Annotated in this window: 27 protein-coding genes, 1 tRNA gene and 1 pseudogene; 19 read left to right on the plus strand and 10 right to left on the minus strand. The window is 73.2% G+C overall.

Annotated features, from left to right (window positions below):
- Positions 1 to 107: 107 nt before the first annotated feature.
- Positions 108 to 908, minus strand: coding sequence for a class I SAM-dependent methyltransferase (locus ACN27C_RS14920; protein WP_047890585.1), 801 nt, complete (start codon positions 906 to 908; stop codon positions 108 to 110).
- Positions 909 to 981: 73 nt separating this feature from the next.
- On the opposite strand from ACN27C_RS14920, the gene ACN27C_RS14925 reads away from it, so the two are divergent.
- The 3 genes from ACN27C_RS14925 to ACN27C_RS14935 all read left to right on the plus strand — a co-directional run bounded on the left by ACN27C_RS14925 (position 982) and on the right by ACN27C_RS14935 (position 2,861).
- A complete protein-coding gene (locus tag ACN27C_RS14925; RefSeq protein WP_393158164.1) occupies positions 982 to 1,422 on the plus strand; it encodes a hypothetical protein in 441 nt (146 codons plus the stop codon).
- Between the two features lie 42 nt (positions 1,423 to 1,464).
- The gene (locus ACN27C_RS14930; RefSeq protein ID WP_422751417.1) at positions 1,465 to 1,875 is read left to right on the plus strand and encodes a pyridoxamine 5'-phosphate oxidase family protein; all 411 of its coding nucleotides are present in this window, start codon (positions 1,465 to 1,467) and stop codon (positions 1,873 to 1,875) included.
- Positions 1,876 to 2,012: 137 nt separating this feature from the next.
- Positions 2,013 to 2,861 (plus strand): aminopeptidase, encoded by an 849-nt coding sequence (locus tag ACN27C_RS14935; protein ID WP_422751418.1) that lies wholly within the window; start codon positions 2,013 to 2,015, stop codon positions 2,859 to 2,861.
- 26 nt (positions 2,862 to 2,887) lie between these two features.
- Here ACN27C_RS14935 and ACN27C_RS14940 read toward each other — a convergent pair whose 3' ends face one another.
- Entirely contained in the window at positions 2,888 to 3,247 is a 360-nt protein-coding gene (locus tag ACN27C_RS14940) for a MerR family transcriptional regulator (protein ID WP_422751419.1), read from the minus strand.
- 75 nt (positions 3,248 to 3,322) lie between these two features.
- Here ACN27C_RS14940 and ACN27C_RS14945 point away from each other — a divergent pair, with 75 nt between their 5' ends.
- The 3 genes from ACN27C_RS14945 (at position 3,323) to ACN27C_RS14955 (ending at position 5,222) form a co-directional block, all read left to right on the plus strand.
- Positions 3,323 to 4,051 (plus strand): SDR family oxidoreductase, encoded by a 729-nt coding sequence (locus ACN27C_RS14945; RefSeq protein WP_422751420.1) that lies wholly within the window; start codon positions 3,323 to 3,325, stop codon positions 4,049 to 4,051.
- 110 nt (positions 4,052 to 4,161) lie between these two features.
- Positions 4,162 to 4,716, plus strand: coding sequence for a GrpB family protein (locus ACN27C_RS14950; protein ID WP_422751421.1), 555 nt, complete (start codon positions 4,162 to 4,164; stop codon positions 4,714 to 4,716).
- Positions 4,717 to 5,000: 284 nt separating this feature from the next.
- Positions 5,001 to 5,222, plus strand: a complete 222-nt coding sequence (locus ACN27C_RS14955) for a hypothetical protein (protein WP_422751422.1) — start codon at positions 5,001 to 5,003, stop codon at positions 5,220 to 5,222.
- Between the two features lie 57 nt (positions 5,223 to 5,279).
- On the opposite strand, the gene ACN27C_RS14960 is transcribed toward ACN27C_RS14955, so the two are convergent.
- The gene (locus ACN27C_RS14960) at positions 5,280 to 5,747 is read right to left on the minus strand and encodes an NUDIX domain-containing protein (protein ID WP_422751423.1); all 468 of its coding nucleotides are present in this window, start codon (positions 5,745 to 5,747) and stop codon (positions 5,280 to 5,282) included.
- 972 nt (positions 5,748 to 6,719) lie between these two features.
- Here ACN27C_RS14960 and ACN27C_RS14965 point away from each other — a divergent pair.
- From ACN27C_RS14965 to ACN27C_RS14975, 3 genes and pseudogenes are all read left to right on the plus strand, one after another.
- Positions 6,720 to 6,908, plus strand: coding sequence for a hypothetical protein (locus tag ACN27C_RS14965; RefSeq protein ID WP_053065259.1), 189 nt, complete (start codon positions 6,720 to 6,722; stop codon positions 6,906 to 6,908).
- A 585-nt stretch (positions 6,909 to 7,493) separates the two neighbouring features.
- Positions 7,494 to 8,087 (plus strand): hypothetical protein, encoded by a 594-nt coding sequence (locus ACN27C_RS14970; RefSeq protein ID WP_145752803.1) that lies wholly within the window; start codon positions 7,494 to 7,496, stop codon positions 8,085 to 8,087.
- Positions 8,088 to 8,119: 32 nt separating this feature from the next.
- Positions 8,120 to 8,194 (plus strand): annotated as a pseudogene (locus ACN27C_RS14975) (hypothetical protein); the annotation flags it as partial.
- Between the two features lie 119 nt (positions 8,195 to 8,313).
- Here the strand turns inward: ACN27C_RS14975 and ACN27C_RS14980 are convergent.
- Positions 8,314 to 8,389: transfer RNA gene (locus ACN27C_RS14980), tRNA-Arg, on the minus strand.
- A gap of 170 nt (positions 8,390 to 8,559) precedes the next feature.
- Here ACN27C_RS14980 and ACN27C_RS14985 point away from each other — a divergent pair.
- Positions 8,560 to 9,294: a hypothetical protein gene (locus ACN27C_RS14985; RefSeq protein ID WP_422751424.1), complete on the plus strand. Its 735-nt coding sequence runs from the start codon at positions 8,560 to 8,562 to the stop codon at positions 9,292 to 9,294.
- A 63-nt stretch (positions 9,295 to 9,357) separates the two neighbouring features.
- On the opposite strand, the gene ACN27C_RS14990 is transcribed toward ACN27C_RS14985, so the two are convergent.
- Together ACN27C_RS14990 and ACN27C_RS14995 are read right to left on the minus strand one after the other, a co-directional pair.
- The gene (locus ACN27C_RS14990; protein WP_252450211.1) at positions 9,358 to 10,374 is read right to left on the minus strand and encodes an alpha/beta hydrolase; all 1,017 of its coding nucleotides are present in this window, start codon (positions 10,372 to 10,374) and stop codon (positions 9,358 to 9,360) included.
- Between the two features lie 78 nt (positions 10,375 to 10,452).
- Entirely contained in the window at positions 10,453 to 10,863 is a 411-nt protein-coding gene (locus ACN27C_RS14995) for an HPF/RaiA family ribosome-associated protein (protein WP_120573525.1), read from the minus strand.
- A 286-nt stretch (positions 10,864 to 11,149) separates the two neighbouring features.
- On the opposite strand from ACN27C_RS14995, the gene ssb reads away from it, so the two are divergent.
- From ssb to ACN27C_RS15010, 3 genes are all read left to right on the plus strand, one after another.
- Positions 11,150 to 12,022 carry a single-stranded DNA-binding protein gene (gene ssb / locus ACN27C_RS15000; protein WP_422751425.1) on the plus strand — a complete coding sequence of 291 codons (873 nt, stop codon included), beginning with the start codon at positions 11,150 to 11,152 and terminating at the stop codon, positions 12,020 to 12,022.
- 87 nt (positions 12,023 to 12,109) lie between these two features.
- Positions 12,110 to 13,126: a cobalamin biosynthesis protein gene (locus tag ACN27C_RS15005; protein WP_393158149.1), complete on the plus strand. Its 1,017-nt coding sequence runs from the start codon at positions 12,110 to 12,112 to the stop codon at positions 13,124 to 13,126.
- Entirely contained in the window at positions 13,123 to 14,664 is a 1,542-nt protein-coding gene (locus ACN27C_RS15010) for a cobyric acid synthase (protein WP_422751426.1), read from the plus strand. The genes ACN27C_RS15005 and ACN27C_RS15010 overlap by 4 nt, the downstream gene beginning before the upstream one ends.
- Positions 14,665 to 14,738: 74 nt before the next feature.
- Here the strand turns inward: ACN27C_RS15010 and ACN27C_RS15015 are convergent, their stop codons facing one another.
- Positions 14,739 to 15,140, minus strand: a complete 402-nt coding sequence (locus ACN27C_RS15015) for a rhodanese-like domain-containing protein (RefSeq protein ID WP_120573558.1) — start codon at positions 15,138 to 15,140, stop codon at positions 14,739 to 14,741.
- A 111-nt stretch (positions 15,141 to 15,251) separates the two neighbouring features.
- Here ACN27C_RS15015 and ACN27C_RS15020 point away from each other — a divergent pair, with 111 nt between their 5' ends.
- The 4 genes from ACN27C_RS15020 to ACN27C_RS15035 all read left to right on the plus strand — a co-directional run bounded on the left by ACN27C_RS15020 (position 15,252) and on the right by ACN27C_RS15035 (position 19,248).
- Positions 15,252 to 15,905: a uridine kinase family protein gene (locus ACN27C_RS15020; RefSeq protein WP_422751427.1), complete on the plus strand. Its 654-nt coding sequence runs from the start codon at positions 15,252 to 15,254 to the stop codon at positions 15,903 to 15,905.
- Positions 15,906 to 15,926: 21 nt separating this feature from the next.
- Positions 15,927 to 17,291 (plus strand): dipeptidase, encoded by a 1,365-nt coding sequence (locus ACN27C_RS15025; protein ID WP_422751428.1) that lies wholly within the window; start codon positions 15,927 to 15,929, stop codon positions 17,289 to 17,291.
- 78 nt (positions 17,292 to 17,369) lie between these two features.
- Positions 17,370 to 17,576: a hypothetical protein gene (locus ACN27C_RS15030; protein ID WP_030273275.1), complete on the plus strand. Its 207-nt coding sequence runs from the start codon at positions 17,370 to 17,372 to the stop codon at positions 17,574 to 17,576.
- Positions 17,577 to 17,664: 88 nt separating this feature from the next.
- Complete coding sequence (locus ACN27C_RS15035; RefSeq protein ID WP_121684202.1) at positions 17,665 to 19,248, plus strand: ATP-dependent DNA ligase; 1,584 nt, start codon at positions 17,665 to 17,667, stop codon at positions 19,246 to 19,248.
- 4 nt (positions 19,249 to 19,252) lie between these two features.
- Here ACN27C_RS15035 and ACN27C_RS15040 read toward each other — a convergent pair whose 3' ends face one another.
- Positions 19,253 to 20,002, minus strand: a complete 750-nt coding sequence (locus tag ACN27C_RS15040) for a hypothetical protein (protein WP_422751430.1) — start codon at positions 20,000 to 20,002, stop codon at positions 19,253 to 19,255.
- 81 nt (positions 20,003 to 20,083) lie between these two features.
- Complete coding sequence (locus ACN27C_RS15045) at positions 20,084 to 20,902, minus strand: SURF1 family protein (RefSeq protein ID WP_357795105.1); 819 nt, start codon at positions 20,900 to 20,902, stop codon at positions 20,084 to 20,086.
- Between the two features lie 135 nt (positions 20,903 to 21,037).
- Between ACN27C_RS15045 and ACN27C_RS15050 the strand changes: the two genes are divergently transcribed.
- Positions 21,038 to 22,408, plus strand: coding sequence for a cobyrinate a,c-diamide synthase (locus tag ACN27C_RS15050; protein WP_422751431.1), 1,371 nt, complete (start codon positions 21,038 to 21,040; stop codon positions 22,406 to 22,408).
- Entirely contained in the window at positions 22,405 to 22,974 is a 570-nt protein-coding gene (locus ACN27C_RS15055) for a GNAT family N-acetyltransferase (RefSeq protein WP_120573561.1), read from the plus strand. The genes ACN27C_RS15050 and ACN27C_RS15055 overlap by 4 nt, the downstream gene beginning before the upstream one ends.
- A gap of 111 nt (positions 22,975 to 23,085) precedes the next feature.
- Here ACN27C_RS15055 and ACN27C_RS15060 read toward each other — a convergent pair whose 3' ends face one another.
- The gene (locus ACN27C_RS15060) at positions 23,086 to 25,218 is read right to left on the minus strand and encodes a transglycosylase domain-containing protein (RefSeq protein WP_350814940.1); all 2,133 of its coding nucleotides are present in this window, start codon (positions 25,216 to 25,218) and stop codon (positions 23,086 to 23,088) included.
- Between the last annotated feature and the right edge of the window lie 47 nt (positions 25,219 to 25,265).

Below are 25,265 nucleotides of genomic sequence, written 5' to 3' on the forward strand. Positions count from 1 at the left end.
CGCGGCATAGATTGACGCTGGAGAATAACACTGTTTGTCGCAACTGGTCACCCTTGGTGCTTGACGAGTTTCGCTCCGGCGTAAAGCAGCGGCGTCCGGCCCGGCGGTCAGCGGCGCGCGGCGGCGAGCAGGTGGGCGCTGGCGCCGAGGATCGCCGCGTCCCGCTCGAACGTCTCGGCGCAGGCCAGCGCGTCGGCGAACAACCGCTCGTGCGACCCGGTGCCGAGCGCGTTCAGCAGCGGCCACAGCGGACCCTCCACCCCGTACACCTGGGGGTCGGGCAGCCCGGCCGCGACGAAGTCGGCGGCCAGTTCCTCCGGCCGGTGGAAGAACGCGGTGGTGAAGCCCGTGCGCGGATCGTTCACGCCGGTCTCGTACTCGGCGCGCAGCAACCGACGGTTGTGCTCGTCGACGCGGCCCTGCGCGCTCAGGTCGATCAGCGCGGCGTGGCGGCTGATCGCCGCCGCCACGACCGTCCCGCCCGGCCGGGTCACCCGCGCCGCCTCGCGCAGCGCCGCCACCCGGTCGGCCTGCCGCGGCAGGTGGTAGAGCGGGCCGAGCAGCAGCGTCGCGTCCGCCGCCGCGTCGGGCGACGGCAACGCGCGGGCGTCCCCCACCGACGCGGTCACCAGCGGGTACGCGGACCGCGCCGCCGCCACGTGCGCGGGCACCAGGTCGACCAGGTGCACCCGGTAACCGGCCGCGGCGAGCGGACCCGCGTAGGCACCGGGACCGCCGCCGACGTCCAGCACGTCCGCGGGTGCGGCGGGCAGCAGCCGGGCGAGCAGATCGCGGGTACGCCGTGCCTCCAGCCGGCCCTGCGGTGACCCTTCCAGCCGGTCGGCCTCGGCGTAGACCTCGGTGTAGTAGCGACTGATGTCCGGTTCGGCCGGGCGGTGTGCGGGCATCGATCGATGGTCGCCGAGAAGCGGAGCCGCAGCATCCGGTTTACGGTTGCCGGTGTTTCCTACCCTGCGGGGTATGGCATACCAGCCGGCCATGGCGCCGCCGAAGAAGTCCAAGCGAACCCTGTTCATCGTGCTCGGCGTGGTGCTGGCGATCTGTTGCTCCGGCGGTGTGCTCGCCGGCTTCTTCCTCTTCCGGGCCGTGCAGGAAGCCACCGGCCCGGCCCGGTCCACAGCGGAGACCTACGCCGAGGCGATCGTCGACCGCGACTATCCCGCCGCGTACCGGCAGTTCTGCTCTTCGGTGCGCGACCGGGTCAGCGAGGCGGACTTCACCCGGCAGCAGTCCTCCCAGCCGGAGTTCACCGGCTACGAGATCACCGGGCTGAACGTGTCGAACAACAACGGGCGGGTGAGCGGGTCGACGACCATCCGCTTCACGCCGTCGGTCGGCACGAACGTGACCCAGTCGTTCCCGATGGTCAAGGAAGACGGCGAGTGGCGGATCTGCGAGTGAGCCGGTCGCGTGCCGCCGCGTGACACCTGATCCACTTGTCGCATGGCCTCATCTCCCGCCACACCGCTCCCGCCGGCCGTCGAGGACCGGCTCGCCCGCGAGCGCAACGTCTGGCTCTGCACGCTGCGCCGTGACGGCTCTCCGCACGTCACGCCGGTGTGGTTCGTCTACGCCGACGGCGTCTGGTGGATCGGCTGCGAGGGGCGCAGCGTCAAGGCCCGCAACGTGACGGCCGACCCCCGCGTCTCGCTCGCCCTGGAGGACGGCGTCCACCCGGTCGTCGCGGAGGGCGAGGCCCGCGTACACCGCACCGGCTTCCCGCCCGAGGTCGTCGCGGCGTTCGCGGAGAAGTACGGCGGATGGGACATCCGGCAGCCGGTCATCCCGGACGGTGAGCGGGTGCTGCTGGAGGTGCCCGTCCGGCGGTGGCTGCTCGCCGGCACGGCACGCTAGTCCCCGGAGAACCTTCAGGAGGAGATCTCGTTCGGGGCACCCGCCTCGTCGTCCGGCGGCGCACGCGATCATGCCCGAGACCACCGACGAAACCGGCGGGTCACCGTGGTCGGGATTCCTGTGCCACTCTCTGCGCCATGCGTCTGTCGCCGAGCCTGGGAGCCGCCGCGGTCGTGGCCGGCCTGCTGTCGGTCGGGGCGGCGCTGCTCGCCATGCCGGACGCGTCGCTGCTGTGGGCAGCGGCCACCCTGGCGGCCCTGTGCGGCCACGCGCTCACCACCTCCGGTACGCCCCGGGTGCGGCGGGGCGTCGCGGCCGGTGCCGGGGTGTTCGCCCTGGTGGCGGCGAACCTGCTCCGGCATCGGGGATGGGGGACGGACGCGGGCGACCTGACACGGGGCCAGGCGGCGGCGAGGGCGTACCTGCTGGAGCACTGGCAGGACGGCATGGACCGGCAGCGGCTCATCGCGTGGGGCCTCGTTCTCGGCGTACTCCTGCTCGCGGTCGCCGTGTCGGCGCTGCCGGCACGCGGCGGGCGGCGGGGTGTGGTGACGACGGTCCTGGCGGTGGCAGTGCTCGTCTGGTGCGTGGCGAGCGTGGCGCTGGCGCCCGGCGAACCGCCGCTGCTCGACCTGTTCGCCGCAGTGTGGCCGGGGTTGCTCGCCGTGCTCGTCACCGCCGGGTTGCTCGCGTCGTCCGGGTGGCGGAGCGACCGGCACGGGCTCCTCCCGACCGGGATGATCCTGCTGGCGCTGGTCGCCGTGAGGGCCTGCTCGGCTCTCGCCTCCGCGTGGGCGACCTGGTGGACCCTGGTCAAGCCCGCCGAGGGCGCCTTCCTGCAACCGGGGATCATGATCAGCGTGGGTGCTCCGGCGGCCAGTGCCATCGAGGTCTCCTCGGCCGTGGAGATGGCTGTCGCTCTGGGCGGCGTGGGGCTGGCCGTCGCCGGCGCACTGCGTGCCCACCGCGAGACCGAGGGCCGCTGAGATCTGCGGCGTCCGGCGGGCCGCGCCTACGGGTGGGTGTCGGTGATCGCGATGACCTCGTCGAGGCGGTCCAGCGCGGCCCGCAGCTCGTCGACCCTGGCCTGGATGCGCTCGCGCTCGGCGCGCAGCATGGCCCGCTGCGCCGTGTCGGTGTGCCCGGAGTCCCAGCACGGCAGGAGTTCCGCGATCCGGCTGCTGGTCAGGCCCGCCGCGTACATCTGCTGGATGAAGCGGACCAGCGTGACCGTGTCCGGCCGGTAGAGGCGCTGGCCGGACGGGCTGCGCCTGGGGAAGAGAAGACCCTGTTCCTCGTAGTAGCGCACCGCGCGCACCGAGACACCGGCGCCGCGCGCCACCTCGCCGATGCGGATCAGCTGCTCGGGCACGGTGACTCCTCTCACCCCGGCTCGGGCGCCCAGCACTTGCCTCTGACGTCAACGTCAGGTTTTAGCGTACCGGGCATGGACATCACCAACTCGGTAGCCCTCGTCACCGGCGCCAACCGCGGCCTGGGCCGCGCCTTCGCCCAGCGCCTGCTCGAACGCGGCGCCCGCAAGGTCTACGCGACCGCACGCCGGCCGGAAACCGTCGACCTGCCAGGGGTCGAGGTGCTGGCGCTCGACATCACCAGTCCCGCATCGGTGCGTGCCGTCGCCGCTGCCGCCCCGGACGTCACGCTGCTCGTCAACAACGCCGGGATCCAGACCGGCACCGACCTGGTGGCCGGTTCGCTGGACGCGCTGCGGCACGAGGTGGACACGAACGTGCTCGGGCACCTGGAGATGATCCGGGCCTTCGCGCCGGCGCTCGGCCGCAAGGGCGGGGGCGCGATCGTGAACGTGCTCTCCGCCATGTCGTGGTTCGGAACCAGGGGCGCCGGCGCGTACCACCTGACCAAGGCCGCCGCGTGGGCGATGACGAACGGCGTACGCCTGGAACTCGCCGACCAGGGCACGCTCGTGACGGCGGTGCACCTCGGCCTGGCCGACACCGACATGTCCGCCGGCTGGCCGGTGGACAAGATCGCGCCGTCCGACCTGGCCGACGCGGCGCTCGACGGCGTCGAGGCCGGTGCCGCCGAAGTCCTCGCCGACCAGTGGAGCCGCGACGTCAAGTCCCGGCTGACGCTGACGCCGGAGGAGTTCAACGCCGCGATGGACCGGGCCCTGGCGGCGCTGACGGCGGCCTGAGCGAGGTTCAGCCCGCCCTGTTCGGTGGGCGCCTGATGTGCCTCGTGTTCTGCCCCCAGCCGGGTCGTAGCCTCGGTCGGAAGAAGGTGCCAGCCGCTACGGTGGCCGATGTGAGCGACGACGTGCCTGTAGTCGAGGTGGTGCCCTACGACCCGGCCTGGCCCGAGCGATTCAGGATCGAAGAACGGCTGTTGTCGGAGGCGCTTCCCGCGGCGCTGAGCGTCGAGCATTTCGGCTCCACCAGCGTTCCCGGCCTGGCTGCCAAACCCGTCATCGACATCCTGGTGGTGGTGCCTGAGGTAGGTGCGGTGGTCGCCGACGTCCGGTCACTTGAGCAGCTCGGGTACGCCTATCGTCCGTTGGCCTTCCCGGACGACGATGAGCACTTGTTCCTCGCGAAGGACACGGCCGGAAAGCGAAGCCACCACCTGCACGTTTTCGGAGTCACGTCGCCGGTGCCGGAGGCGAACCGAGTCTTTCGCGCCTACCTCGCGGCCACCCCGGACGCTGCCCGTCGCTACGAGGCGGCAAAGAGGCGTGCAGCCGCGCTGCATCCCCACAGTCGGGCCCAGTACGGCGCAGCAAAGGAGAAGGTGTTTGCGCAGTTGTCGGCCGAGGCCCGGCTGTGGAGCCGATCCGCAGGCCGCCAGTCGGCAGAGGGCTAGATCTGGACGGGGTGCGCCTGCACGGCCCGCGGTGGACGGTCGGCCCGTCCGTCGCCGTCGAGGAGCGATGGCGCTCGCGTACGGTCGCGGCTGTACTCTCCCGGTCGTGACCGCCTTCGACGCGGAAGCCGATCTCAGCGGGGACCGGGCTTTCCGCCTCATGAGCAATACGCCGGTGACTCTGTTCTGGCGTTCGCCGATCCTCGATCGGACGACCGGATGGCTACGCGATCACGGCTACCAGGTCACCCACCTGGACGCCCCAGGCGGCCGGCCTCGTCCTCGTGTTCACCGGCTACGACACGTTCGCCACGCACTGCCCGCGGTCCGCCCAGATCGTGCTGGACACGATGGCGCGCCACTCCCGAAGCGCAAGCCTGATCGGCCGCCGTCTCATGTGTCTCGTGCAGAGCAACGATCCGCAGATCCGGTTCCAGCCGGTCGGCGCGGTCCCCGCGCTCTGGAACGACGCGGAGTGGGCGGACGCCAACCGCCGACCGGCCTGACCGGGAAGCTTCCTTTCGACCGTCGGCGGCGGAGCGGCCTGCGAGAAGCGGTCGCCGTCAACCGGCGAGGTGACCGGTGGCCCGCAGTAGCGCCCGGGAGAAGCGGTTGAGATCGGCACCGGCTAGCTGCGGTGGGGTGAACCAGTCCAGCTCACCGATCTCCTCGTGGTCGGGGACCGGCTCTCCGTCGGCGATGGTCGCCTGGTAGACCGCGGTGACGTAGGCGACGCGGTCGCCGTTCGGGTAGCTCACCTCGTAGTCGGGGCCGCCGAGCACGTCCAGCAGCCGCGGCCGGCTGATCCGGACGCCGATCTCCTCGCGGATCTCACGCACGGCCGCCTGGGCCGGCGACTCTCCGATGTCGACCGCGCCGCCGGGCACCGCCCACCCGTTCCCGTCCTCGGCATGACGTACCAGCAGGACCCGTGCGCGTTCGTCGACGACGACGACCGACACCGACGGCATCTGGATCAACTCGTGGCCGATCACCGCCCGCAGCCGGGCCACGTACGACGAGACGGCCATCAGGGCACGGTAGTCGCTGAGGGGACGCTCGTCATGGACCGGCGTCAGAGCCGGCGGATTCGTCTGCCGTGCGGACGGGTTCGAACACCCCGTTCTCGTTCACCCGCCAGCGCGAGTGGGCACCGCCCGGTTGTTCCAGCACGCGTCGCACCTGGCCGGCGTCGTCCAGTCGAAAGGAGCTGGGCCTGTGGAAATATATGATCCCGTCGAGATTCGTCGGGCGCAGTCCGAGCCTGGTCAGCAGGTGTTCCGCTGCATCGCACGTGTCCGCGGTCGGTACGACGTACGCCCGCCCGCGGTCGCTCTCGCAACAGCTACGCGTGTCGCAGACAGCCCAGAGGCTGGCCATGAGTCCGGCAAGGCCCGCATCGACACACGCCTCCCTGCCGTGCGCCCGGAGGTGAATCTGGCGGTGCTTGGCGGCGATGAGGCCGCCGTTCGTCTTCTGGCACGTCGGGCACAGCGGGTATGGCCCAAGCACGACCGGCACCAGTACCTCCAGAGCCCGGGAGGTGGAGAGTCGAGTCCCACACTTCTGGTGTGGAGCGTAGTGGCCTGCGCCAAGCGCCCACTTGCCCGACATCACTTCTCGGCGCGGCTGGGCGCTGACAGTGGCCCCGGGGTCTGTGTCGATGGCTGTACGTTTGATCAATGGCGTCGGCTGAGAGAGGAAGCACCGGGCGCTTCCGAGATCCGAGGAACTGGCTGGGCGGCTTGGCTGCTGGCGAGGTTCTCGTCCGCTGCCCACGCTGTGCAGAACGTGCCTCGGTCCTTCCGTGTCCCGAGGAAGCCGACGGTACTCGGCACGACGTCTGGCTGCGTCGTCGGCTCAGTTGTCTCGGGTGCGCGTACACGGCCCTCTGGGAGGCCCCTCGACTCGCAAACAACGCACGCGCGTTCCCTGAGTTCTCGGGCCCGAACGACCCGTACTTCGGCCAACCACTCTGGCTCTCGATCGAGTGCCGTGGTCGAGTGCTCTGGGCGTACAACGCCGAACACCTGGACCTGCTGGAGGCGTACGTGTCCGCTCAGCTGCGGGAACGCGGCCAGTACATGGGAAGCCAGACCCTGGTCGAACGCCTGCCGGCGTGGGTCAAGGAGGGCAGGCACCGGGCCGAGGTGCGGGGTGCGATAGGGCAGCTTCGGGCGTTCCTTGCCTGATAGGCGGCTGGCCCGCCGACGTTGCAACAGCGATGGTGCGGCGCGCTGCGAACCACGGTCACTGGCCCACGGATGGCTCATGAGGGCCGTCGGCGGGGCTCCTCCACGTCGAGAGCCTCCAGCCAGCCGTAGTCGTAGCCGAGGTGGTCCAAGCGACTCCGGAGCCAGTTGCGTTTCCGTCCTGACGAGCCTCGCCACACGTACCGCAGCCCGTCCGCGGCGCGGTGCCGCCGTCCGTGTGCGAGGTATCCGGGCAGGTTGTGGCAGAGATCAGCCAGTTCATTGATCCGATCACAACGCTTGGCCAGTGCTTCTGGTGACCGGTCCCCGATCGCGGGTGACGTCTGGGAACGGATCTCGATGAACGCCAGGTGTAGCAGCATCGCCACCGCCTCCCGGGTGACTGCCTCTGGTGGCTCATGCACAGACATGGGTTGTGCCTCCCGGCGGACGGAATCAGTGCTGCGGGTTGTTCTGCTGGAGATCGCGCGGGCCGTCATGGACGATGCCGCGAAGCGCCTCTCGGGTGGTCTCGGCTGTCCGGCCGGCCGACGGGTAGCCGCTGAGAGCCCTAGGCTGACGCCCATGTCGGCCGAGCACAACGTGATTGAACTGGACGACCACGATCGCCAGTCGGCGGGCCGCACCGCCCCTGTCCGCCTCGTGGCCAAACGGAGGCGGAATGTACGGCTTGTGGCTGCCTTCGTGGTCGGTGTCGTGCTCGGCGGCATCGGTGCCGGTGAACTGCGAGACTCGCGGGAAGAGCGAGAACGGAACGCTTCGGTTTCCCTCGTGGCCTTTCCTGCATCCGTCGGTAGCGGGGGTTCGGACGCCACGGGCATCCTCCGGATGGACGGGCAACTGGCAGTGATCAACGCTGGCCCCGCGCCGATCACAGTGAGTTCGGCTACCGGTCAACGACCCGCCGTCCAGGTCCATGACACCGGCCAGTCTCGGCTGCTGCGCCCTGGCGGTACCGGCTGGATCAGCGTCAAGCTGCGCATCGAGTGCACTCTCGCCTTCGGGAGCGAGCCGTTGTCGATACGGTTCTCCGTCCAGACTGCCGATCGACAGGTCAGAGAGGTCAGCTACCCCGTCGCCGTAGCGGGAAGCGCCTGGCATCACGGGGCTGAGCGGCCATGCGCGGGCCTCGCTGATTCGGCAATGTATCGCGACTAGCGCTGAAGCGGATCGACCGGACCTGGCACAAGATCCGGGCGGCGGCCGGCCTCGACTGGCTGCGGTTGCGCAACCTGCGGCACGCCTGCGCGACGTTCCTGCTCGTCTCCGGTGCCTCGTCCCGGACGGTGATGAAGGTGCTGGGGCACAGTCAGATCGGGCTGACGACGTGGGCCGTGGTGGTCGATTCGACCGAAAGCGCCAAGTCGCCGAACTGCGATAACGGTGGTGCGCCCGGCAGGATTCGAACCTGCGGCCTTGGGATTAGAAGTCCCCTGCTCTATCCGCTGAGCTACGGGCGCGCGCCGACTGTCGTCGCGCCAAGAGGGTACCGCCGCTCCCGGCGTGCCCGGGGGTACGGGTCGGCGCGTCCGTTCCGCCCCTCAGCGTCCCACGCCGGGGCCCGGACCGGCACCACAGTTGCGGCGGGTCCGGCGCGGGCCGGGCGGGACGCGATCCGTACCCTCGTCGGATGTTGCTCGACCAGGAAACCGAGAACGAGATCGTCTTCGAGCTGTGTCAGCTCCTCGGACGGGCCATCCTGCCCCTCACCGGCTCGGACGGCCCGGGCACACCGCCCGGAGTCCTCGGCACCGCCTTCTTCTACAGCGAGCTGGTCGGCGCCACCGACGACGGCGAGGTCGCGCACGAGTGGCTGCTCACCGCCGACGCGCTCACCGACCGCGCGTACGGCGAGATCGGGTTGCGGCCCAGCGTCACCGACCCGGCCGAGGGCGCGGACGAGCCGATCGACCTGCCCGGTTTCGCCGACCACTGGCTGCACCTGCCGGAACTGGGGCTCGCCGCGATGCCGACCGGCGGTCTGCACGGCTGGGCCGACGACCGGGGCTGGCGCTGGCGTACCCAGCATGTCACCGAGGCGGTGGCCGCGCCGGCCGACTCGGTCGCCCGGATCGGCGCGGAGCCCGCGTCGGCGTTCGTGCTGGCCCTGGGCGTCGGCGACGGCGGGGCGCGGCCGTTGGAGGCGGTCGTCGAGCGGGTCGCCCGGGACGGCGGCGAGGTGCGGGTCACCACGGAGCTGCCCGCAGGCTACGTGGGCGCGCCGGTGTTCGCGGTCGAGGCCGGGCCGGACGGCGGACCGGCGTTGCGCTGCCTCGGCGTGGTGCTGCCGCCGCAGGCCGGTGGCCATCCGATCGCCACCTTCGACCGGGTCCGCGCCGCGCTCACGGCGGTCGTCGCCGACTGAACCGGCCGTCCGCGGCGGGACGGCCGACTGGGCCGGGCGTCCCGGCGGCGGGACGGACCGGCCTCAGCCCTCGGCGGCCGCGTCGGCCGGCCGCCGCGGGGCCGGCGGTGTCGTGGGCTCCGGCTCGGTCGGCCCGGCGCGCAGGAATCCCTCCGCCCACCGTCCGACCTCCGCGAAGACCTTCTCGCGTACGCCGGGACTGGACAGCGTGAGGTCGTGCAGCCCGCCGTCGAAGCGGGCGAGCGTGACGTGCCGGCCGAGGCGGGGCGCCCAGCGCACCATGTGCTCGACGTCGAGCACGGCGTCGGCGCCGGTGGCGCTGTCGTGCCACTTCGTGCCCCGGAAGCTGCGCGTGGAGCAGGCGAGCAGCACCGGCACCGGGATGTCCAGCCCGGCCCGCAGTCGGCGCTGACCGGCGCGGATCGCGTTGATCCAGCCGGCCCGGACCGGGAACCCGGCGAGCGGCTTCCAGGCCAGGTCGTACCGCCACTCGCCCCGGTGGTCGGCGTGCAGGCTCTCGCCGTACACCGTGCCCAGCCCGAACGGCAGCACACGCTGCGGCGCCCTGCGGCCCAGGCGGGAGACGGCGGCCGCGAGGGGCCGGCGCACCATCCAGGGCGCGTTGATGTCGAAGAAGGGGCTGTTGAGCACGATGCCGTCGACCAGGCCGGCGTCGCGGCGGTCGTGCGCCCAGAGCGAGATGATCAGGCCCCCGGTCGAGTGGCCCATGGCGAGCAGGGTGTCGTGGCCCTCCTCGGCGCGGATGATCTCCGCGGCGGCGTCCAGCTCGGGGAAGTAGTCGCTCAGGTCGCGGCAGAAGTTCGGGGTCTGGTGCGGGAGCAGGCTGCGGCCGTACTTGCGCAGGTCGAGCGCGTAGAAGTCCCAGCCACGCTCGGCGAAGAAGTCGGCCACGTGGGTCTGGAAGAAGTAGTCGACGAAGCCGTGCACGTAGAGCACGGCGCGGCCGGTCGGGCGGTCGGCCCGCCGACGCACCAGGGTCGCGACCACCGGCCCCTCGTCGTCGGTGCCCAGGTCGATCGTCCGCCGCTCGTAGGGGGCGCCCAGCACGTCCGGTTCCACGACCGCGACGGTACGCCGCCGGGCTACCCGGCGGTAGCCCCCGCCCGCCCGCACCGGACGGACGGGGGCATACGGGCCTCAGACGGTCTCGGCGTCCTCGCGCTCGGCGTCCTGCAACGGGGCACCATCGGGCTGGTCGACGGCGCGCAGGTGCTTGTTGTGGCGCGGCTCCTGCCGGGTCTTCGCGTCGTTGAGCTTGCGGCGCAGGTCGTCCCGGACGTCGTTGAGCGCGGCGTGCAGATCCTCCTCGGTCGAGGTGGTGACGATCTTCTGCCGCCCGGCGACCCAGCACTCCAGGGTCACCTTCTGGCCCCGGGCCTCGCGATCCTTGACGGACACCTCAAGCTCGGTGGCGTCGGCGTGGAAGCCGGCGAGCCGGGCGTCCAGGGTCGCGAACTGCTCGGCGATCCAGTTGCGGTCGCCCTGGGAGAACCCGGCGCCGACCCGCAGGCACTCGGCCACGGTCGCGGGGTTCGCCACGGCGCTCATCGCGCTGCCTCGCGGACGTCTCGGAGAAGCATGGGAGCTCCCTTTCTCTCGGTTGATCAAGTACTTACCCAACCGGCGCGATTCCGGAACGCCTGCCTGCCGGCTCCTTTCGATCATGCGTCGTCGCAGGTCAGGCACGTAGGGCCGGTCGGCCTAGCAGATCGGGACCTTGATCAGGTGGTTGTCCACAGGGCGGTCCGTCATCCACAGGCACGGGCCGGGCGGGTGGTCCGGGCGGGGTGGCCGGCCGACGCTTCCCGGGACAAGTCGATCCCTGGGAGGGGCGATGTTCGATACGTACGTGACGATCGTCGGCAACGTGCTGACCGCGCCGGAGTGGCGCCGGACCACGCAGAGCGGAACGCTGGTGGCCAACTTCAAGGTCGCCTCGACCGCCCGCCGGCTCGACCGCGACAGCGGCCGCTGGGTCGACGGCAACAGCCTTCGGGTACGCGTCAACTGCTGGCGCCGCCTCGCCGAGGGGGTGGCCGCCTCGGTGGCGGTCGGTGATCCGGTCATCGTGGCCGGGCGCCTCTACACCCGGGACTGGACCGACGAGGCGGGCACCCACCGCACGCTCTACGAGTTGGAGGCGGTCGCGGTCGGGCACGACCTGTCCCGGGGCCGGGCCCGCTTCCTGCGCAACCAGCCCCGCGCGGCCACCAGCACCGTCGAGGACGCGGAGGCCGAGCAGCGGGTGCACGGCGAGGCGACCGAGCCGGTGCCGGACGCGCAGGCCCCGGCGACGTTCGACGACCGGCCCTTCGACGACGACTTCCCGCCGCCGGAGTACGGAGGCGGCCGGGTCGGGCTGGTCGGCACCGTCGAGCGGGTGGGCGAGCCCGACCCGTTCGACGACCGGCCCGGTGCGCCCGTTCCCGGCGGGGACGCCCGGTTCGACGGACCGTCCGGCGGTCTGCCGGGCGGGCGGGCGGACGGTCCGTCCGGCACCGGCCCGGGCCTGCCGGCCGAGGACGACGACCTGTCCCCCGAGGAGGGCGACGAGCCGGCCCCGGCCGGGGACGACGAGCTGGGTGAGGTCACCGCACCGAGTGCCGGTGGACCGGGGGAGGGCGAGCCGGGCGGCGCGAGTCCCGGCGGCGCCGCCGGGACCACCTCCGGGCGCCGTGGCCGGAGGCGTACCGCGGTGCCCGCCTGACCCTTCGTCCGACGGGGGCGCGGGGTGGTGACGTCGGCGTCACCACCCCGCGGTACGACTAGGCTGGCCCGCCGGAGGTGGTGACGGGTGCGGCAGGCGACCGCCATGGCGAACGCGACCGGGATGGTGGCGGGCTACGCGCTCGACGCCCTGCTCGGCGACCCCCGCCGATGGCATCCGGTGGCCGGCTTCGGCACCGCGGCCGGTGCGCTGGAACGGCGGGTCTACCGCCCCGACCGGGCGGCCGGCACCGCGTTCACGGCGCTCGCGGTCGGCGCGCCGGTCCTGCTCGGTGCCGCCGCCGCGCTGGCGACCCGACACCATCCGATCGCGCGGGCCGCGCTGGTGGCCGCCGGCACCTGGACGGTGCTGGGCGGGCGCACGTTGCGGCACGAGTCCAAGGTGATGGCGCGGGCACTCGGCCGGGCCGACCTGCCCGCCGCCCGGGCCCGCCTCGGCAACCTCTGCGGGCGTGACCCGTCCGCCCTCGACGAGCCCGAACTCGCCCGCGCCACAGTCGAATCGGTCGCCGAGAACACCTCCGACGCCGTGGTCGCCCCGCTGGTCTGGGGCGCGGTCGCGGGCCTGCCCGGCCTGCTCGGTTACCGGGCGGCGAACACGCTCGACGCGATGGTCGGCCACCGCTCGCCCCGGTACGCCCGCTTCGGCACCCCGGCGGCCCGGCTGGACGACGCGCTGAACCTCGTGCCGTCCCGGCTCACCGGGCTGCTCACGGTGGCCGTCGCGCCGGTGGCGCACGGGGACCGCGCCGCCGCCTGGCACGTGTGGCGGCGGGACCGGGCCGACCATCCGAGCCCGAACGCCGGTCAGTGCGAGGCGGCGATGGCGGGCGCGCTCGGCGTCCGGCTCGGTGGGCGCAACGTCTACTTCGGCCGCGCCGAGACCCGGCCGTTCCTCGGTGACGGCCCCCGTCCCGAGGCGCGGCACCTGAAGCGGGCCGCCCGGATCTCCGGCGCGGTGGGTGTGGCCGCGCTCGGCCTGGCCGCGCTCTACCCGGTGACAGTCGGTCGCCTGGTCGGCGCCACCGGCCGGGCGGCGTTGGGCGTCCTCACGTGTGCAGCCCGCCGGGGGAGCGGGCGGTGAGCGGCGGGCTGCTGGTCGCCGGCACCACCTCCGACGCCGGCAAGAGCGTGCTCACCGCCGGCATCTGCCGCTGGCTGCGCCGCCGGGGCGTCCGGGTCGCGCCGTTCAAGGCGCAGAACATGTCGAACAACTCCGCCGTGGTGGTCGGCCCGGACGGTCGCGGCGGAGAGCTGGGCCGCGCCCAGGCGATGCAGGCCGCCGCCTGCGGGCTCGAAGCCGACCTGCGTTTCAACCCGGTGCTGCTCAAGCCGGGCAGCGACAACGCGAGCCAGGTGGTGCTGCTCGGCGAGGCGGTGGACACCGTCACCGCCGGCAACTACCACGAGGTGCGGTCCCGGCTCGCCACCACGGCGTACGCGGCGCTGGCCGAGCTGCGGGCCGAGTACGACGTGGTGATCTGCGAGGGCGCGGGCAGCCCCGCCGAGATCAACCTGCGCGACGGCGACTACGTCAACATGGGCCTGGCGCGGCAGGCCGGGCTGCCCACGATCGTGGTCGGCGACATCGACCGGGGCGGCGTGTTCGCCTCGATGTTCGGCACCGTCGCCCTGCTCGACGCGGCCGATCAGGCGCTGCTGGCCGGGTTCGTGGTGAACAAGTTCCGGGGCGATCGCGGCCTGCTCCAGCCGGGGCTGGACATGCTGCGCCGGGTCACCGGCCGCCCGACGTACGGGGTGGTGCCGTGGGCGCTGGACCTGTGGCTCGACGCGGAGGACTCGCTCGCGTACGGGCGGGTGCTCGGCCGACCGGCCGCGCCCCGGGGGACCGACTGGCTCGACGTCGCAGTGGTCCGGCTGCCGCGGATCAGCAACGCCACCGACGTGGAGGCCCTCGCGACCGAGCCGGGCGTGCGGGTCCGCCTCACCGTCGAACCGGCCGAACTGGCCGCCGCCGACCTGGTGGTGCTCCCCGGCACCAAGTCGACAGTCGCCGACCTGGCCTGGCTGCGGGAGACCGGCCTGGCCGACGCGGTCCGGGCACACGCCGCCGCCGGACGGCCGCTGCTCGGCATCTGCGGCGGCTTCCAGATGCTGGGCCGGGCGATCCACGACGCGGTGGAGAGCCGCCGGGGCACCGTACCCGGCCTCGGGCTGCTGCCCGTCGAGATCACCTTCGAGCCCCGCAAGACGGTCCGCCGGGCCGAGGGCACCGCCGCCGGCGACGTGCCGGTGCACGGGTATGAGATCCACCACGGCCGGGTAACGGCCGCCGACCCGGGACTCGCGCCGCTGTTGCGCTACTCCGACGGCACCGGCGAGGGCGCGCGCCTCGGCACCGTGTACGGCACGCACTGGCACGGCGCCTTCTCCTCCGACGCGTTCCGCCGCCGGTTCCTGACCGAGGTCGCGCAGGCGGCCGGGCGGACCGGCTTCAAGGTCGCGCCGGACACGTCCTTCGCGGCGGCCCGGGAGCGGACGCTGGACCTGCTGGGCGACCTGGTGGAGGAACACCTCGACACGGACGCGCTGTGGCGGCTGATCGAGTCCGGCCCACCCGCGGGACTGCCGTTCGTGCCGCCCGGCGCGCCACCGGCGTAGAGGGCCGCTCCACCGGCACTCGCCGGCCGTGCGACCCGGCTGGGATCGCGAGCCTCAGCGCCGACCGCGAGGGCTCAGTAGCGCACGTCGGCCGGGCGGTCGGACATCGGCAGCCCGGCCTCCCGCCAGCCCTGCACCCCGCCGATCATGTCGGTGGCCTGTCGCAGCCCCAGCGTCTGGAGGCTGGCGGCGGCCAGACTGGAGCTGTACCCCTCCCGGCACACCACGATGACCTCGCGGTCGTACCCGGTGGCCTCCGGTATGCGCCACGCGCTGGCCGGGTCGAGCCGCCACTCCAGCACCGTGCGGTCGATGACGATCGCGCCGGGCAGCTCACCCTCCTCGCGGCGCTGCGCCTCGGTACGCGTGTCGATCAGCAGCGCGCCGCCACGGACCGCCTCGACGGTCTCGTGCGGAGTGAGCCGGCGGAGACCGGCGCGGGCCTGTTCCAGGAGGGCGTCGACGCCCGGACACATCACGTCATGGAGCACCCCCCGATGATGCCCAGCGCGCCGGGCCGCCGCTCGGCGAAACGGTCCGCCCGGGTCGCAGTTTCCAGCGGACGGGGGAACGTTAGCGTCGGTCGGGTGAACGTCGCAGTGATCGAGGCGTACTCCGGGCTGGCCCGTCGGGTGCTGGCCGGTCCGGCGCGGTTGGGGCGTACCCGCCTGGTCGCCGTCGACGGGCCCAGCGGCGCGGGCAAGAGCCGGTTCGCGACGCGCCTCGCGGACGCCCTCGCGGAGCTGGCGTGCGGCGTCCGGCCGCCGCTCGTGCACACCGACGACCTGCTCGACGGCTGGGACGACCAGCTCACGTTCTGGACCCGGCTGGACGAGCAGGTGCTCGGCCCGCTGCGGGCCGGCCGGGCGGGCGGGTACCGCCGCTACAGCTGGGTGCGCCGCCGCTTCCTCGACCGGGTGGTGCCGGTGCCGGCCGGATCGGTGCTGATCGTCGAGGGGGTGAGCGCCGCCCGCGCCGCGGTACGCCCCGAGCTGACGCTGTCGGTGCTGGTCACCGCGCCGGCCGAGCTGCGGTTGCGCCGGGCGCTGGCCCGCGACGGGGAACAGATCCTGCCGGAGCTGCGCCGCTGGCACGCGGGGGAGCGGGCGCACTTCGCCGCCGACGGTACGGCGGCAGCGGTGGACCTGGTCGTCGACGGCGCACCGGACCTGCCGCACGACGGCGACCGCTACTACGTGCGCGTGGGGCGGCGATCGGGCTCGGGCGGCGTGGCGGGGTAAGGCCAGCATACGATTCCGGTCATGACCACTCCGATCCTCTCCGAGTCCGAGGTGCGGGCCGCCGTCGAGCGGGAACTGCCCGGCGTCCGTGCCGACCTCGAGCGACTCGTCCGCATCCCGGGCATCGCCTTCGAGGGCTTCGACCACTCGCACGTGGAGCGTTCCGCCGAGGCGGTGGCGGAGCTGCTGCGCGGCTGCGGCCTCGACACGCGGATCGTCCGGTCCGGCGGCCAGCCGGCCGTGATCGGCACGAAGGCGGCCCCGCCCGGCGCTCCCACCGTGCTCATGTACGCCCACCACGACGTGCAGCCGGTCGGCGACCTGTCGCTGTGGGAGTCGGACCCGTTCGAGCCGGTGGAGCGCGACGGCCGCCTGTACGGGCGCGGCGCCGCCGACGACAAGGCCGGCATCATGGCGCACGTCGCCGCGCTGCGCGCGTTCGGCGACCGGCTCCCGGTCGGCGTGGTGCTGTTCATCGAGGGCGAGGAGGAGTACGGCTCGGACTCGCTGGAGCGGCTGCTCGCCGAACACCGCGACGACCTGACCTCGGACGTCATCGTGATCGCCGACTCCACCAACTGGGACGTCGGCGTGCCGGCGCTGACCACCTCGCTGCGCGGCATCGTCAACTGCTTCGTGGAGGTGCGCACGCTCGACCACGCGGTGCACAGCGGCATGTTCGGCGGCGCCGTGCCGGACGCGCTCACCGCGCTGGTGAAGCTGCTCGGCACGTTGCACGACGAGGCCGGCGACGTCGCGGTGGACGGGCTGGTCGCCCGCGAGGGCGCCAGCGTCGACTACCCGGAGGACCGGTTCCGGGGCGAGGCCGGCCTGGTCGACGGCGCGAAGCTGTTCGGCACCGGCCGGATCACCGACCGGCTCTGGACCAAGCCGGCGCTGGCGATCCTCGGCGTGGACGCGCCGGCCACCGGCGAGGCCCCGAACGCGCTGGTGCCGTCCGCGAAGGCGAAGCTGAGCGTGCGGCTGGCGCCGGGCGACGACCCGAAGAAGGCGTACGCGGCCCTGACCGCGCACCTGGAGCGGCACGCGCCGTGGGGCGCGCAGGTGTCGGTGACGTTCGAGCACGACGGCGCGCCCTGCGTCATCGACGCCTCCGGGCCGATGTTCGACGCGGCCCGGTCGGCGTTCCGGACGGCCTGGGACGGCACCGACCCGGTGGACATCGGGGTCGGCGGGTCGATCCCGTTCATCGCCACGTTCCAGGAGATGTTCCCGCGGGCCGCGATCCTGGTGACCGGTGTGGAGGACCCGCACGCGCGGGCGCACGGGCCGAACGAGAGCCTGCACCTGGGCGAGTTCGCCCGGGTGTGCCTGGCCGAGGCGCTGCTGCTGGCCCGGGTGGCGGAGGCCGGAAACCGCGCCTGAGGTGTCGAAACCGTAACTTCGGGGCCGATGTCGGAGTTTGTGGTGTGTCGGCGGGCGGGGTGTTATAGCCTTTCGAACATGCGTACGAACGACGAGATGGAGCGGCTTCAGGCCGCCGTCCGTGCTCTGGGGGACGTCGACGTCTCCGCGTGGTCCGAGGACACGCTCAACGAACAGATCGGCGAGCTCTCTGCCGCCCTGGTCACGCTCGACGCGCTGCTCACCCGGGTCGCCGAGGGCGTGCGCGGGCGCGGCCTGCGCATCGAGGAACCCGTCTCGGCCTGACCGTCGGCCCGGCGGCCCGGCGCACCCGTGCGGTGTGCCGGGCCGCCGGATCCGCCCCGATGTCACAGCCGGCTGGCAGGATGTGGTCGTGCGTTTCGCGGAGCTGGCGGCCACCTCGGCCGCGGTCGGGGCCACCAGCGGCCGACGGGCCAAGGTGGAGCTGCTGGCCGCCGCGCTCCGCGGGCTGGAGCCGGGCGAGATCCCGGCCGGCGCCGGCTACCTCGCCGGTGAGCTGCGCCAGCGTCAGACCGGTGTCGGCTGGGCGGGCCTGCGTGATCTGCCTCCGCCGGCCGCCGAGCCGACGCTCACCGTCGCCGCCGTCGACGCGGCGATCGAGGAGATCTCCCGCGTCGCCGGGGCCGGTTCGCAGGCCCGGCGGCGGGAACTGGTCGGCCGTCTCTTCGCCGCCGCCACCGCCGACGAGCAGCGCCTGCTGACCGGCCTGTTCCGGGGTGAGCTGCGCCAGGGCGCGCAGGCCGGGCTGCTGGCGGACGCGGTCGCGCGCGCCGCCGACGTCCCGGTCACGGCCGTCCGGCGGGCTCTGCTGCTCGCCGGTGACCTGCGGGCCGTGGCGGTCGCGGCGCTCACCGGGGGTGCTGCTGCGCTGGCCGGGTTCGGGCTCCAGGTGGGCCGGCCGCTCGCGCCGATGCTGGCGCAGAGCGCGCCCTCGGTCGACGAGGCGCTGACCGCCACCGGTGTGCCGGCGGTGGTCGACGTCAAGCTCGACGGCATCCGCATCCAGGTGCACCGCTCCGGCCCGGACATCGCCGTCTTCACCCGGAGCCTCGACGAGATCACCGGCCGGCTGCCCCAGGTGGTGGCCGCCGTCCGCGCGCTGCCCGCCCGCGAGCTGGTGCTCGACGGTGAGGCGATCGGGCTGGACGCCGCCGGCCGTCCGCTGCCGTTCCAGGAGACGTCCAGCCGCGCGGCCCGGCGCACCACGCCCAGCACCACCGGGCCGACACAGGTCGCGCCCGCCGTGCTGGCCGCCGCCGAGCGCACCGGCGAGCCGGTGCTCACGCCGTACTTCTTCGACCTGCTGCACCTCGACGGCACCGACCTGATCGACGCGCCCGGGCGGGAACGGTGGGCGGCCCTGGCCGGCGCGGTCGACGCCTCGCTGCTCGTCGACCGGGTCGAGGTGGACGACGTGGACCAGGCGGCCACGGCGTTCGCCGCGGCTGTCGACGCCGGCCAGGAAGGCGTGGTGGTCAAGGATCCGGCCGCGCCCTACGACGCCGGCCGGCGCGGCTCGGCCTGGGTCAAGGTCAAGCCGCGGCACACGCTCGACCTCGTCGTCCTCGCCGTCGAGTGGGGCAGCGGCCGGCGGGAGGGCTGGCTGTCCAACCTGCACCTCGGCGCCCGCGATCCGCGCACAGGCGAGTTCGTCATGCTCGGCAAGACCTTCAAGGGGCTCACCGACGAGCTGCTGCGCTGGCAGACCGAGCGGTTCCTGTCGCTCGCCGTGGAGAAGGGCGACTGGGTGGTGCGGGTACGGCCGGAGCAGGTGGTCGAGATCGCGTTCGACGGGGTGCAGACCAGCAGCCGGTACCCGGGCGGCATGGCGTTGCGCTTCGCGCGCGTGCTGCGCTACCGCGACGACAAGACCGCCGCCGAGGCGGACACCATCGACGCGGTCCGCGCCATCCACGCCGGCCGGGTCACCGGCTGACGGCTCAGCCGGCCGACAACGACCGGGCGTAGTTGACCTGGTTGTTGAGCTGCTGCACCTGGAACTGGTCGGTCACCGGGATCCGCGCGACGTACTGGTGCCCGCCGCTGCTCACCGTCACCTGCACGGTGCCGTAGTGCCGCGTCTCCTTGATCAGCAGGAACAGGAGGCTGAACACGGTCAGGCAGAAGAAGCCGAGGATCGCGGCGACGACGGCCCACGGGGCGATCTTCTCCTCCTTCTGCCAGTGGTCGGTGACGTACCAGGAGGCGCCGGCGAGCGGCAGGACACCGGCCGGGGTACGGATGACCGGTGGCGTCACCATGATCTCGGCGATCTGCACCGCCACCACGGACTGCGTGGGCGGCACCGGCCCGGCCGGCGGGTACGGCCCGGGCGCGCCCGCCGGCCCGTGGAACGGCGCGACCGCCCCGGCGGGCGCCATCGGCGGCGCGGAGAACTGGGCAGGCGGCGCCGAGAACTGCGCGGGCGGTGCCGAGAACTGTGGCGCGGCCGGGAACTGCGCGGTGGCCGGTGGGGCGGAGAACGGCGGGGCGGAGAACGGCGGCGCGGAGTGCGGCGGGGCCGCCGGCGTGGCGGGGAACTGCGCGGTGGGCGCCGGGGCGACGGGTGCGTCCGGCGCGGCGATCACCGGGAACTGCTCGGTTGGCGGCGCGACGGCCGGCGGCATGGCCGACCACGGGTCGTACGCGGGCGGCTCGGCGGCCGGGGGCGTCGTGGCGTCAGAGGTCACCGCGACCCCCACGATTGACGATCATCCGCGGACCCTACAACGTCCCCGCCGCCCGGTGTGCCCACCGGGAGGGCGCCGGGTTCAGGCGGAGGTGGGGGCGGCCGGCTCGGCGGCGCGGTCCACCGGCTCGCCCGGGGTGTCCAACCCGGCCCGGCGGCGGGCCTCCCGGCGTGCCACCCAGCCGTAGCCGAAGAGGCTCATCACCGCGAAGATCCACCACTGCCAGACGTAGCCGAAGTTCTGCCAGTTGTTGGTGTGCCCGATCTGGACCGCCTGGAAGGCCGGGTCGGCGGCCGGCGTCTGCCCGTCGAGCAGCACGTAGCCGCCGGTCACCGGGTAGGGGAGCTGCTGGGCCAGGCGCGGGATGTCGATGCGCCGCGCCTCCAGCTTGCCGTCGCGCCGGCTGACCGCGCCGCCGCCGCTCTCGCTGCCGACCACCCGGCCGGTGACCGTCACCTCGCCGGTCGGCGCCGCCGGCACCTCCGGCTGGACTGTCGCGCCGGCGCCGGGCACGGGCGGGATCCAGCCCCGGTCGACGAGCACCGCGGTGCCGTCGGCCAGCACCAGCGGGGTGAGCACCTCGAAGCCGACCGTCCGGTCGACGGTCCGGCCGCGGATCAGGACGGTGTTCGCGCTGTCGTACCGGCCGGTGGCGGTGACCCGGCTCCAGGTCAGCTCCTCGGACGGCGCGGGACCGACGTCGCCGCCGCTGGGCGCGGGGAGCGCGTCGCGCAGCGGCGCGGGCGTCATGGTGGCCCCGGCGTCGATCCGTTCGTTGACCGCCGTCCGGCCCCGGTAGCGGTCCAGCTGCCAGTTGCCCAGGAACACCATCACCGTGGCGGCGACGAGCGTGAGCGCGAGGTAGCCGAGCCAGCGCGGGGTCAGCAGGAACCGGTACACGTTGGCCAAGGCTACCCGTATGAGCGATGCCACTCGCCGCGGCCAGGGAGAAAACGGCGGAGTGCGTGGCCCTCGCGCGCCGGGCCGGACGGGTATGGTCACGCGGGCGGAAACCACCCACATCAGGAGTCGATGATGACCGACGTGCCGCGCGTCGTGCTGAGTGCGCCCTCCTCGGGGCACGGCACCGGCGCCGTCTCCCTCGGCCTGCTCGCGGCGCTCACCGACCGGGGGATCCCGGTGGCCGGGTTCAAGGTCGGGCCGGACCAGGTGGACGCGGCGTATCTGGGGCTCGCCGCCGGGCGCGCCGGGCGCACGCTTGATCCGCGACTGGTCGGCCCGGAGCGCATCGCCCCCCTCTTCGCGTACGGCGCGGCCGGCGCCGGGTTCGCGCTGGTGCAGGGCACGATGGGCCTCTACGACTCGGTCGCCGGGCGACCGGAGAGCGAGTCCACGGCGGCCGTCGCCACGGCGCTGCGCAGTCCGGTGGTGCTCGTGGTGGACGTGGCCGCGATGGGCCAGTCGGTGGCCGCGCTGGTGCACGGCTTCCGGGCGTACGACGACGAGCTGTGGCTGGGCGGCGTGATCCTCAACCGGGTGGCCTCGCCCCGGCACGAGGCGCTGCTGCGCGAGGCGCTCGACGACGTGGGCGTGCCGGTCTACGGGGCGCTGCGCCGGCACGAGCTGCCCCCGGTGCTGCCCGCCCGTCGGTTCGGCACCGGGCCCGTGGTGCGCGCCGACGCGGACGCCGAACGGGGCGTACGCCGGCTCGGTGAGACGGTGGCCGCCACCGTCGACCTCGACCGGCTGCTGGCGCTGGCCCGCTCCGCCCCCGCGCTCACCGTCGAGCCGTGGTCGCCGGAGCCGGCCGACGCCCCGCAGCCGTCGGGGGAGCGGCCGGTGGTGGCGCTCGCCGGCGGGCCGGCCGGCACCTACAGCCACCCCGAGACCGCCGAGCTGCTGCGTGCGGCGGGCGCCGAGGTGGTGACGCTCGATCCGCTGCGCGACGAGGCGCTGCCCGCCGGTACCCGCGCGCTGGTCGTCGGCGGCGGGCTGCCCGAGACGTACGCGGAGCAGCTCTCCGCCAACCGCCGCCTCTGCATCGCGGTGGCCGAGCTGGCCCGCTCCGGCCGTCCGGTGATCGCCGAGGGGGCGGGCCTGCTCTGGCTGGCCCGCGAGCTGGACGGCCTGCCCATGTGCGGGGTGCTCGACGCGGTCGGCACGGTCCGGGACGGCCTGGTGGTCGGCTACCGGACGGCCACGGCGGTCACCGACAGCGTGGTGGCGGCGGCCGGCGCCACGGTGACCGGCCACAAGCAGCACGCCGCCGTGCTCACTCCGCGCGCCGGTGACCGGCCGGCCTGGCGCTGGGAGGGTGGCAACCCGGAGGGCTTCGTCCGGCAGGCCGTGCACGCCTCGCAGCTCGTACCGCACTGGGCCGCGCATCCGGACATCGCGGCCCGGCTGGTGGCCGCCGCCCTGGCACCGGTGGGGGCTTCGGCATGATCGGGCAGGTGGCGGTACGCCGGTTCCCGGCGCTGACCGTCTCCACCCCGCGCATCGAGGTCCGGCACCTCGTCGCCGCCGACGCGGAGGCGGTGGACGAGGTGTTCGCCGACCGGCAGACGCAGCGCTGGCTGCCGCTGGCCGACGCGTCCGGGCAGATCGACGGGCGGGCGTGGTGCACCGAACTGGCCCGGCAGCGGCGCGACAGCGGCGACGGCGACCACTGGGCGGTGGTCCGCCGGGAGGACCAGCGGGTGGTCGGCTCGCTCTGGGCCCGCCGCACGGACTGGGGCGCCCGGCTCACCGAGTTGTCGTACGCGATCGCGCCGCACGCCCGGGGCTACGGCCTGGCGGTCGAGGCGGTGGACGCGGTGGCGATCGCGCTGATCCTGGAGCACGGGTTCCAGCGGGTGGAGCTGCGGGTGGCGGCCGGCAACGTGGCGTCGCGGCGGGTCGCCGAGAAGGCCGGCTTCAGCTACGAGGGCCTGCTGCGCAACGCCGGTTTCGTCAGGGGCGCCCGGGTCGACCTGGAGCTGTGGTCCTTCGTGGCCGCCGACCTCCGCTGACCGCCCCTCTCTCAACGTCGATCAAGGAGTTCGCGTCTGGAGATCGTTCGATCCCTGACGCAAACTCCTTGATCAACTACCCGGGCGCACCCCCGGGCGGAACAGAGGGGATCAGCCGACTATCTGGTCCGAGGGTGGGGTGAACTGGCGGGTGGGCTGGCCCTTCAGGGAGTCCCGCAGGGTCTGCGCCACCGCGTTCACCGGGATCTGCGACTGCCCGTCGCCCACCGCGTTGAACGGATTGTCCGGGTCGGCGATGAAGCTCGCCGCCGCCAGCTCCGGCGTGTAGCCGACGAACCACGCCGACCGGGTGCTGTCTGTCGTACCCGTCTTGCCGGCGACCGGGCGGCCGACCGTACCCCGCACGCTGTCGGCCGTCGACCAGCCGCCGCAGCTCCCCTTGGCCGGGGTGTCGCCGGTCGGGCAGCGCGCCGCGTCGGTGGCGGCGCGGGCCGCGTCGGCGTTCACCACCTGCCGGCACCGCGGCTTGGCGACCTCCCGCTGCACCCCGCCCGCCGTCGTGTACGTGGCGGGCGTGCCGTCCCGGTTCATGATCGCGTTGACCGGGATGGCCTCGCAGTAGCGTCCGTCGGCGGCGATGGCGGCGTACGCGTTAGCCATCTCCAGCGGGGTGGCGTCGGAGACGCCGAGCGTGAACGCGCCCCACTTCTTCGCCTTGCCCGGCGACGCCTGCTCCTTGTCCACGTCGGTACGCCAGCGCAGCCCCAGCTGCTCGGCCAGGCGCACCCCGGCGTCCGCGCCGATCTTCTCCTCCAGCTGGACGAAGTAGGTGTTCACCGACTTGCCGAACCCGGACCACATGGTCTGCCGCCCGGTCATCGCGCCGCTGGCGTTGGACGGGGCCCACCCGTCGTAGACGGCCGACTTGTACGTGTGCGGCGAGTCGTACGCGGTGGACAGCGGCATCCCGGCGTTGAGCGCGGCGAGCATCGGGAACATCTTGAACGTCGAACCGGCCTGGTAGCCCGGGAGCGTCCCGCCGCCCAGCAGCGGCGCCACCGTGTTCGGATAGTTCGCCTTGACCTTCGGGCCGGCCTCCGGGTTCGAGCTGTTCGGGTTCTCGGCCAGGTCGAGCGAGTAGTTCCGGTTCACCGCCATCGCCTTGATCCGCCCGGTGCCGGGTTCGGCGACCACGATCCCGTTGGCGAACGGGCTGCCGGTGTTGTCCTTTGCCCCGACGTTCTTTTCCGCCGCCGCCTGGGTCTTCGGGTCGAGCGCGAGCACGATCCGGTAGCCGCCGCGGCGCAGCTTGTCCATCCGTTCCAGCCGGTTCTCGCCGAACGCGGGCTGGGAGCTCCACCAGTTCTTCAGGTAGTCGCAGTAGAAGCCCCAGCTGCGGTGCCCGCCGTCGATCGCGGCGCAGTCGTTCGGCGGGTCGGTCAGCTTCAGCTTGATCGGCTGGCCCTTCGCCGCGGCGGCGGCGTCAGGCGACAGGTAGCCGAGGCGGGCCATGTTGTCCAGCACGTAGTTGCGCCGGCCGGTGGCGTCCTTCTGGTCCGAGGTGATCGGGTCGTACTCCGACGGTGACTTCACCAGCCCGGCCAGCGTGGCCGCCTCGACCGGGGTGAGCGTGGCCGGCGTCTTGGAGAAGAAGATCTGCGAGGCGGCGTAGATCCCGTACGCGCGGTGGCCGAAGTAGGCCGAGTTGAGGTAGCGCTCCAGGATCTGCTCCTTGCTCAGGTGCTTCTCGATGTCCAGCGCCATGCGCATCTCCTTGACCTTGCGCAGGCTGGTCTGCTGGGTGGCCTCCTGGACCTCCTTCGGCGTGGTCGCGCTGTCCCGCAGCGCCATCCGCACGTACTGCATGGTGATCGTCGAGGCGCCCTGGGAGACCCCGCCGGACCGGGCGTTGGAGACGAAGGCACGCGCCACGCCCTTCGGGTCGACGCCGTGGTGCTGGTAGAAGCGGTTGTCCTCGGCGGCGACGATCGCCTGCTGGATGTTCGGCGACATGCTCTCGATCTTGGTGTACTGCCGGTACTCCTCGTAGAACATGGTCAGCACCGTCTTGCCGTCCGGCGCGTAGACGTACGAGGTCTCGGCCGGCAGCGCGGTCTTGAGGATGCTCGTCTTCTGTTCGATCGCGTGCGCGGTGGCCTTGGCCCCGATGCCGGTGACGGCGACCAGTGGGTACAGGGCGGCGGCGACCACGATGCCGGCGATCAGCCCGGCGCGGAGAAGGGGAACGAGACGGCCAGCGGAAGCAAGGGGACGACTGCTCACGGGGTCAAGCTATGACATTTCCGATTCGGAAATGAGAAGAACTCATA

The organism is Micromonospora sp. WMMD1219 (genome assembly GCF_049315215.1).
Taxonomy (GTDB): Bacteria; Actinomycetota; Actinomycetes; order Mycobacteriales; family Micromonosporaceae; genus Micromonospora; species Micromonospora tulbaghiae.

Coding starts and splice junctions, on each gene's coding strand:
- ACN27C_RS14920 (WP_047890585.1), bottom strand. CDS start 908: ATGCCCGCACACCGCCCGGCCGAACCGGACATCAGTCGCTACTACACC.
- ACN27C_RS14925 (WP_393158164.1), top strand. CDS start 982: ATGGCATACCAGCCGGCCATGGCGCCGCCGAAGAAGTCCAAGCGAACC.
- ACN27C_RS14930 (WP_422751417.1), top strand. CDS start 1,465: ATGGCCTCATCTCCCGCCACACCGCTCCCGCCGGCCGTCGAGGACCGG.
- ACN27C_RS14935 (WP_422751418.1), top strand. CDS start 2,013: ATGCGTCTGTCGCCGAGCCTGGGAGCCGCCGCGGTCGTGGCCGGCCTG.
- ACN27C_RS14945 (WP_422751420.1), top strand. CDS start 3,323: ATGGACATCACCAACTCGGTAGCCCTCGTCACCGGCGCCAACCGCGGC.
- ACN27C_RS14960 (WP_422751423.1), bottom strand. CDS start 5,747: ATGGCCGTCTCGTCGTACGTGGCCCGGCTGCGGGCGGTGATCGGCCAC.
- ACN27C_RS14970 (WP_145752803.1), top strand. CDS start 7,494: ATGTCGGCCGAGCACAACGTGATTGAACTGGACGACCACGATCGCCAG.
- ACN27C_RS14985 (WP_422751424.1), top strand. CDS start 8,560: ATGTTGCTCGACCAGGAAACCGAGAACGAGATCGTCTTCGAGCTGTGT.
- ACN27C_RS14995 (WP_120573525.1), bottom strand. CDS start 10,863: ATGAGCGCCGTGGCGAACCCCGCGACCGTGGCCGAGTGCCTGCGGGTC.
- ssb (WP_422751425.1), top strand. CDS start 11,150: ATGTTCGATACGTACGTGACGATCGTCGGCAACGTGCTGACCGCGCCG.
- ACN27C_RS15015 (WP_120573558.1), bottom strand. CDS start 15,140: ATGTGTCCGGGCGTCGACGCCCTCCTGGAACAGGCCCGCGCCGGTCTC.
- ACN27C_RS15025 (WP_422751428.1), top strand. CDS start 15,927: ATGACCACTCCGATCCTCTCCGAGTCCGAGGTGCGGGCCGCCGTCGAG.
- ACN27C_RS15030 (WP_030273275.1), top strand. CDS start 17,370: ATGCGTACGAACGACGAGATGGAGCGGCTTCAGGCCGCCGTCCGTGCT.
- ACN27C_RS15050 (WP_422751431.1), top strand. CDS start 21,038: ATGACCGACGTGCCGCGCGTCGTGCTGAGTGCGCCCTCCTCGGGGCAC.
- ACN27C_RS15055 (WP_120573561.1), top strand. CDS start 22,405: ATGATCGGGCAGGTGGCGGTACGCCGGTTCCCGGCGCTGACCGTCTCC.